General features: G+C 65.3%; 3 protein-coding genes. 1 reads left to right on the forward strand and 2 read right to left on the reverse strand.

From position 1 onward, the window contains the following. Positions 1 to 171: 171 nt before the first annotated feature. Both O0K41_RS22065 and O0K41_RS22070 read right to left on the reverse strand, forming a co-directional pair. Entirely contained in the window at positions 172 to 396 is a 225-nt protein-coding gene (locus O0K41_RS22065; RefSeq protein WP_005410613.1) for a CstA-like transporter-associated (seleno)protein, read from the reverse strand. Next, positions 396 to 2,477, reverse strand: a complete 2,082-nt coding sequence (locus O0K41_RS22070; protein ID WP_005410612.1) for a carbon starvation CstA family protein — start codon at positions 2,475 to 2,477, stop codon at positions 396 to 398. The genes O0K41_RS22065 and O0K41_RS22070 overlap by 1 nt, the downstream gene beginning before the upstream one ends. Before the next feature lie 215 nt (positions 2,478 to 2,692). Between O0K41_RS22070 and O0K41_RS22075 the strand changes: the two genes are divergently transcribed. Further along, entirely contained in the window at positions 2,693 to 3,544 is an 852-nt protein-coding gene (locus O0K41_RS22075; RefSeq protein ID WP_033834360.1) for a pirin family protein, read from the forward strand. Positions 3,545 to 3,601 lie beyond the last annotated feature (57 nt).

A 3,601-nucleotide genomic window follows, 5' to 3' on the forward strand; every position in this document is an offset into this window, starting at 1 on the left:
GTCCGCGGCATGGATGCCGCGGCCAAGCCCCCAGGGATGGGTTTACGGCGTCCCCGCCATCCGACACCACCTCGCCAAGCACACAGAAACCCAGAGCCGACGCCTCAGCTGTTGCCGTTGCTCCGGCCTCTGCGGGCGCCGGGCTGCAAGCCCGGCACCCACCCTGGAACCTCAACAGCAGCGACCACCGTTGCGTCCGCCGTAGCGCGCTTCCTGGCGCTCGCGGAAGAACGTCTTGTAATCCATCGGCTCCTGGTCCGGATGCTTTTCCAGCATGTGCCGGACGTAGTTGTCGTAATCAGGAATGCCACAGCACAGTCGTGCGGTCTGCACCAGGCGCCGCCAGATACGGCGGTGTGCCTGGTACTGGCCGGCGGGAACCAGTTGCGTGCTCATCACAGATCCACCATTTCATGCGGCTTCAGCGCCACGTACGGGGTCTCGCGGTCGCTGCGCTGCGGATTGCGGCGGGCCGCCAGGATGGTCTTGATCGAATACACCAGCACTGCGCCCACCACCAGCAGGAACAGCGCGGTCAGGCCGGTGTTGACGTAGGCGTTGACCACGATCTGCTTCATCTGCGCCACCGACTTGGCCGGTGCCGTGATGGTGTCGCTGGCGAGGGCGGCCTGGAACTTGTGTGCCTGGGCCAGGAAGCCCTGCGCCGGATTGCTGTCGAAGATCTTGATGAAGCCGGCGTAGGTGGTGCAGATCAGCAGCCAGATGGCCGGCACGGCCGTCACCCACGCATAGCGGTCACGCTTCATCTTGAACAGCACCACCGTGCCCAGCATCAGTGCGATACCCGCCAGCATCTGGTTGGAGATGCCGAACAGCGGCCACAGCGTCTGGATGCCACCGAACGGATCGACCACGCCGGTGTAGAGCAGGTAGCCCCACAGCGCCACGCAGCCGGCGGTACCGATGATGTTGGCGGTCCACGATTCGGTCTTCTTCAGGGCCGGCACGAAATTGCCCAGCAGGTCCTGCAGCATGAAGCGACCGGCACGGGTGCCAGCGTCGACTGCCGTGAGGATGAACAACGCTTCGAACAGGATCGCGAAGTGGTACCAGAACGCCATCATCGCGTCGCTGCCACTGGGAATCGCTTCGTGCAGGATCTGCGCGATGCCCACCGCCAGTGTCGGTGCGCCACCTGCGCGATGCAGGATGGTCGGCTCGCCAATGGCCGCCGCGGTCGCGGTCAGCTGCTCGGGCGTGATGGTGAAGCCCCAGGTGTTGGTGATGTAGTGCGCCGCCGAGGCCGCATCGGCACCGATCACCGCCGCCGGGCTGTTCATCGCGAAGTAGATGCCCGGATCGATGATCGAGGCCGCCACCAGCGCCATCACCGCCACGAACGATTCCATCAGCATGCCGCCGTAGCCGATGTAGCGCATGTGCGCTTCATTGGCCAGCAGCTTCGGCGTGGTGCCGGAGGAAATCAACGCGTGGAAACCGGAGACCGCACCGCAGGCGATGGTGATGAACAGGAACGGGAACATGCCGCCCTTCCACACCGGGCCATCACCACTGGCAGCGAACTGGGTCAGCGCCGGCATCTTCAGTTCCGGCATCACAATCAGGATGCCGACGGCCAGCGCGATGATGGTGCCGATCTTGAGGAAGGTCGACAGGTAATCGCGGGGGGCCAGCAGCAGCCACACCGGCAGCACCGAGGCGACGAAGCCGTAACCGATCAGCATCCAGGTGATCTGGGTGCCGGTGAAGGTGAAGGCCGGGCCCCAGACCGGATCGGCGGCGACCTTGCCGCCGTACCAGATCGCGGCCAGCAGCAGGATCAGGCCGACCACCGAAATCTCGCCGATCCTGCCGGGGCGGATGTAGCGCATGTACACGCCCATCAGGATCGCGATGGGCATCGTCGCGATCACCGTGAACATGCCCCACGGGCTTTCGGCCAGCGCCTTGACCACCACCATCGCCAGCACCGCCAGGATGATGATCATGATCAGGAACGCACCGAACAGCGCGATGGTGCCGGGCACCTGGCCCATCTCTTCCCGCACAAGATCGCCCAGGGAGCGGCCGTTGCGGCGGCTGGACAGGAACAGGACCATGAAGTCCTGCACCGCGCCGGCCAGCACCACGCCCACCACCAGCCACAGCAGGCCGGGCAGGTAGCCCATCTGTGCGGCCAGCACCGGTCCCACCAGCGGGCCGGCACCGGCAATGGCGGCGAAATGGTGACCGAACAGCACGTGCTTGTTGGTCGGCACGTAGTCCAGGCCATCGTTGTTGATCACCGCCGGGGTGGCCCGGGTCGGATCCAGCTGCATCACCTTGTTGGCGATGAACAGGCTGTAGAAGCGGTAGGCCACCAGGTACAGCGAAACGGCGGCGACGACGATCCACAGGGCATTGATGTGTTCGCCGCGGCGCAGGGCCACGGTGCCCAGACAGAAGGCGCCGAGCAGGGCGAGTACCGCCCAGCCTATTTTGGAAAACCCTTTCATGAGGTGCTCTCTCCCGGAAAGACAGTCAAAGAGTCCCGCGTGCCCTCGGCAGGGTCAATTGGCACAGGACGAATCGGCGGTAGTACTTTGGTCGTACGCTTGTTGTGCTGACATGCAGCGAACATCAGGGATGGAACAATCGGTTGCGGCGCCGTCCATTGGCGTGCGGCCATGTGGCGTCCATCTTCAGTGACATCCATCCAACAGGAGTCGCCATGAGCTTTCCCGAACCGGTCCGCGTACTGCGGACCATCCGTGGCATGCCCACCTCCGACGGTGCCGGCGTGCGCCTGACCCGCGTCATCGGCGGCCCGACGCTGCCTGACCTGGACCCGTTCCTGCTGCTCGATGAATTCGGCACCGACCGTGCCGAGGACTACATCGCCGGCTTCCCGGAGCATCCGCATCGCGGTTTCGAGACCGTCACCTACATGCTCGACGGGCGCATGCGGCATCGCGACAACCACGGCAACGAGGGCCTGCTTACCCCGGGCAGCGTGCAGTGGATGACCGCAGGCCGTGGCCTGGTGCATTCGGAAATGCCCGAGCAGGAAAGCGGTCAGATGCGCGGCTTCCAGCTGTGGGTGAACCTGCCGGCGAAAGAGAAGATGACCGAGCCGAAGTACCAGGAGTTCGCACCCGAGCGCATTCCCGTGGTGCGGCCGGACGCCGGCGTGGAAGTGAAGGTGATCGCCGGCAACGTGGATGGCACGCAGGGCCCGATCGTGCAGCCGGCCACCGATCCGCTGTACCTGGACATCACGCTGGCCCCGGATCGCGCCTGGACCTATGCCTTGCCGGAAGGGCACAACGCCTTCGCGTATGTGTTCGAAGGTGCGGTGACGGTGGGTGAGCAGGACGCGGCGCGCGACGTCGCCCGCCAGGAACTGGCGGTGCTGGGCGGTGGCGAGCAGCTGCATCTGTCGGCCGGCAGCGAGGGTGCGCGGCTGATCCTGGTGGCTGGTCGTCCGTTGCGAGAACCGGTGATGCGCCATGGCCCGTTCGTGATGAACACGCGGCAGGAACTGATGCAGGCCTTCGTCGATTTCCAGGAAGGCAAGTTCTGAGGCGGTGCCGGCCGTTGGCCGGCAACTGCCTGCGGTCACGGCGGATCGAGGTGCCGG

This window comes from Stenotrophomonas sp. Sm2128 (assembly GCF_030985535.1).
GTDB lineage: Bacteria > Pseudomonadota > Gammaproteobacteria > Xanthomonadales > Xanthomonadaceae > Stenotrophomonas > Stenotrophomonas maltophilia.